We start from the raw sequence: 4,049 nt of genomic DNA on the forward strand, positions 1-4,049 counted from the left end.
CGCACGGCGACGCGGCGCAGGCCGTTGGGATTGGCCCAGTCCAGACCGGCCTGACGCGCCTGGGCCTGAAGCTGGCCGGCCTCCAGCACGACCGAGGGGCCGACGCGCTGGGCCACCACCACGTCGGCGGCGGACCCGGCGCCCTCGAACAGGTCGCCCAGGGTGACGCGGCCGTCGTCGTCGACGGGATTGGCGCGCAGCACGACCGGGCCGGCCAAGGCCGCGCCGGCGAAGGCGCTGGCGGCGGCTGCGAGGATCAGGGTGCGGGTCAGGCGCATGGCTCAGCTCTTCACTTGCGAGGCGACCGACAGCATCTGGTCGGCGGTGCTGATGACCTTGGAGTTCATCTCGTAGGCGCGCTGGGCCACGATCAGGGCGCTGATCTCCGACACCGCATCCACGTTCGACGCCTCGGTGTAGTTCTGCAGCACCTGGCCGAAGCCCGCGTCGCCGGGCGTGCCGACAATGGCGGGGCCCGAGGCGGCGGTTTCCAGCAGCAGATTGTCGCCGATGGCCTCCAGACCCGCCTCGTTGAAGAAGTTGGCCAGTTCGATCTGGCCCACCGTCGTCGGGGCGGGCTGGCCGGCCTGCGTCACCTGGACCAGGCCGGTCTTGGAGATGGTCAGCTTGGTGGTGTCCTGCGGGATGGTGACGGCCGGCTCCAGCAGATAGCCGTCGTCGGTGACCATCTGGCCCTCCGGGTTGACCTGCAGGTTGCCGGCGCGGGTGTAGGCCTTCTCGCCCGAGGGCAGGCTGATCTGGAAATAGCCCTTGCCGTCGATGGCCATGTCGTAGGGATTGCCGGTGGCCTGGGGCGTGCCCTGTTCGGTGACGCGATAGACTGCCCCGGCCTTGACGCCGGCGCCGATCTGGATGCCGGTCGGAACCACGGTGCCGGCGCTGGAGGACTGGGCCCCCATCCGTTCGACGTTCTGATAGAGCAGGTCCTGGAACTCGGCGCGCTGCTTCTTGAAGCCCACCGTGTTCATGTTGGCGATGTTGTTGGAGATGACCTCGACGTTCAGCTGCTGAGCAGCCATGCCCGAGGCGGCGGTGCGGAGTGCGCGCATCTTTGGGGCTCCCTTTACGCGGCCTTGCCGAGGCGCTCGACGGCGCGACGGCTGAGGTCGTTGGTGTTGTCGATCATGCGCGACACGCTTTCGTAGGCGCGGCTGATCTCGACCAGATTGGTGATCTCGACCAGCGGATTGACGTTGGAGGATTCCAGCGACCCCTGATGGATCTGGGCGTCCGTCGCCTCGATCGGCTGGGTGTTGGAACGGTTGCGATAAAGGCTGTCGCCGCCCTTTTCGAGCACGCCCAGGGCCTCGAACCGCACGACCGACAGGCGGCCGGTGACCTGGCCCTGCTGGGTGATGGTCCCGTCCTCGCCGACGCTGGGGGCGCCCAGATTGGGGTCCAGCACGATCTCGGCGCCGCCGCCCAGAACCGCCTGGCCCTGTTTGGTGGTCAGCTTGCCTTCGGGGTCCAGGGTGAAGGCCCCGTCGCGGGTGTAGGCCTGGCCGTTCGCCCCGTCGCGCACGGTGAAGAAGGCGCCTTCGCCCGAGATGGCGAAGTCCAGGCCGCGGCCCGTCTGCTGCATCGCTCCCTGGCCGAAGTCGCGGCCCACGCCGTTGTCCAGCACGAAGCTGGCCGAGGGCTTGATCGAATCGTTGCGGGCGCGCTTGCCCACCTCGGCGCTGACCATCAGCTGCTCGACCTTGAAGCCGGTGGTGTTGGCGTTGGCGACGTTGTTGGCCACGATGTCCAGTTCGCGACGCAGCGTCATCTGCCGTGACAGTCCGATATAGGCGGCGTTTTCCACGAGAGGCGTGCTCCTTCGCTGATCCCCCTCGCAACGGCCGTGCCAACAGGGTTAATCCAGGCGCAATGCGGGTTTCAGGGCAATCCACCCCCGGACGACCCGGCAAATCCTGCCCATCGTAAACGTGGCGTTAACCAAAACCGGCCGATCCTGGCGGTGAGAGAGTCTCCGGGGCGCGCGCATGTTCAAGTTCGGCAAGAAGAAGGGTGATCCGGCCGCGGACGCCAATCTGCCTGCCGTGAAGGAGGGCGAGGCCGCCGTCGAAGGCGAGGACGCCGCCGCGCCCAAGAAGAAAAAACTGCCGCTGCTGTTCATCATCGCGCCTGTCGCGCTGCTGGTGCTGGGCGGAGGCGGGGCGGCGGCCTTCTTCATGCTGAAGCCCAAGCCCGCCGAGGCGCATGGCGCGGCGGCCGAGGCCGAACACGGCGCCGAGAAAGCCGACAAGAAGGAAGACAAGAAGGGCGGCGGCCACGGGGGCGGCGGCAAGGAAGGCGAGGCCGATCCGTCGCTGGGCGTCATCTCGGATGGGCCGGACGGCGTGACCTTCTACACCCTGCCGGACATGGTCATGAACATTCAGTCGGCCGACGGCCGGCCTACCTTCCTGAAGCTGAAACTGACGCTGGAGATGCACGACGCCGGGGTGGCGAGCCACCTTCAGGAAGAGATGCCGCGCCTGCAGGACATGTTCACCGGCTTCGTGCGCGAACTGCGGCCCGAGGATCTGAGCGGTTCGGCCGGCACCTATCAGCTGCGGGCCGAAATCCTGCGTCGCGTCAATCTGATCGCCGCGCCGGGCAAGGTGGACGCCGTGCTGATCGAAGAAATGCTGGTGCAATAGGCATGAGCGACGCGGCGCAACTGGACCCTTTCGGCGGCTTGGGCGATCCCGGCGACGCCCTGTCCGAACGGGTGCTGAACCAGGACGAGATCGACAGCCTGCTGGGCTTCGACCTGGGCGACGACGACGGCGCCGAACGCTCGGGCATCCGCGCCATCATCAACTCGGCGCTGGTGTCCTACGAACGCCTGCCGATGCTGGAGATCGTGTTCGACCGCCTGGTGCGGTTGATGACCACGTCCCTGCGAAACTTCACCTCCGACAACGTCGAGGTGTCGCTGGACAATATCTCGTCGATCCGGTTCGGCGACTATCTGAACTCCATTCCCCTGCCGGCGATCCTGGCGGTGTTCCGCGCCGAGGAGTTGGACAACTACGGCCTGCTGACGGTCGATTCCAACCTGATCTATTCGATCGTGGACGTGCTGCTGGGCGGGCGCCGGGGCACCGCGGCCCTGCGCATCGAAGGCCGCCCCTACACCACCATCGAGCGCGTCCTGGTGCAGCGGATGGTGGAGGTGGTGCTGAACGACGCCCGCCAGGCGTTCGAGCCGCTGACCCCCGTCCACTTCAACCTGGACCGGCTGGAGACCAATCCCCGCTTCGCCGCCATCGCCCGGCCGGCGAACGCGGCCATCCTGATCAAGCTGCGGATCGACATGGAGGATCGCGGCGGCCGGATCGAGCTGCTGCTGCCCTATGCGACGCTGGAGCCGATCCGCAAGATGCTGCTGCAGCAGTTCATGGGCGAGAAGTTCGGCCGCGACAACATCTGGGAAGGCCACCTGGCCACCGAGATGTGGACCACCGAGACCGAGGTGCGCGCCGTGCTGGACGAGCAGCAGATGTCGCTGTCCAGCGTGCTGAACCTGAAGGTCGGCGACACCCTGATACTGAACGCCACGCCGGATTCGGAAGTGTCGATCCGCGCCGGCTCCATCCCCCTGACCACCGGCCGCATGGGTCGCAAGGGTCAGCATATCGCCGTGCGCGTGGAAGGGCCGGTCAACCCGGAGACCGCCGCCCGCCTGGGAGGAGGTCTCTGATGGTCGGAATGATCATGGACGCGGTGCTGATGCTGCTGCTGGTCGCGGCGGTCGGATACGGGGTCAAGCTGGAACGCAAGCTGTCGGCCCTGCGCGCCGGCCAGCTGGCCTTCGCCCAGGCGGTGACCGATCTGAACGCCGCCGCCGGCCGGGCCGAGAACGCCCTGGCGACCCTGCGCGCCTCGGGCCAGGAGACGGACCTGCTGCACGACCGCATCATCAAGGCGCGCGAGGTCAAGGCGCAGTTGGAGACCCTGATCGCCCGCGCCCCGGCGTCGGCCGCCGCGCCCGTCCGCGTCGCCGAGGAAGAGCTGTCGTTGCGGGTCGAACCGGCCCG

Annotated in this window: 5 protein-coding genes and 1 pseudogene; 3 read left to right on the forward strand and 3 right to left on the reverse strand. The window is 67.7% G+C overall.

Annotated elements, in window-relative coordinates; all coding sequences use genetic code 11:
* The 3 genes and pseudogenes from RTU05_RS17185 to flgF form a co-directional block, all read right to left on the reverse strand.
* A pseudogene (locus RTU05_RS17185) lies at positions 1-278 on the reverse strand (flagella basal body P-ring formation protein FlgA); the annotation flags it as partial.
* Between the two features lie 3 nt (positions 279-281).
* Positions 282-1,070: a flagellar basal-body rod protein FlgG gene (flgG, locus tag RTU05_RS17190; RefSeq protein WP_248118777.1), complete on the reverse strand. Its 789-nt coding sequence runs from the start codon at positions 1,068-1,070 to the stop codon at positions 282-284.
* A 14-nt stretch (positions 1,071-1,084) separates the two neighbouring features.
* Positions 1,085-1,825: a flagellar basal-body rod protein FlgF gene (flgF, locus tag RTU05_RS17195; protein ID WP_312599532.1), complete on the reverse strand. Its 741-nt coding sequence runs from the start codon at positions 1,823-1,825 to the stop codon at positions 1,085-1,087.
* A gap of 181 nt (positions 1,826-2,006) precedes the next feature.
* Here flgF and RTU05_RS17200 point away from each other — a divergent pair, with 181 nt between their 5' ends.
* The 3 genes from RTU05_RS17200 to RTU05_RS17210 all read left to right on the forward strand — a co-directional run.
* Positions 2,007-2,666 (forward strand): flagellar basal body-associated FliL family protein, encoded by a 660-nt coding sequence (locus RTU05_RS17200; protein WP_312599533.1) that lies wholly within the window; start codon positions 2,007-2,009, stop codon positions 2,664-2,666.
* A gap of 2 nt (positions 2,667-2,668) precedes the next feature.
* Positions 2,669-3,712, forward strand: a complete 1,044-nt coding sequence (fliM, locus tag RTU05_RS17205; RefSeq protein WP_312599534.1) for a flagellar motor switch protein FliM — start codon at positions 2,669-2,671, stop codon at positions 3,710-3,712.
* Positions 3,712-4,049: DUF6468 domain-containing protein (locus RTU05_RS17210; RefSeq protein ID WP_312599535.1), on the forward strand; the 338-nt coding region annotated here is incomplete at its 3' end. The genes fliM and RTU05_RS17210, both read left to right, overlap by 1 nt.

The organism is Brevundimonas sp. (assembly GCF_032017145.1).
Lineage (GTDB): Bacteria > Pseudomonadota > Alphaproteobacteria > Caulobacterales > Caulobacteraceae > Brevundimonas.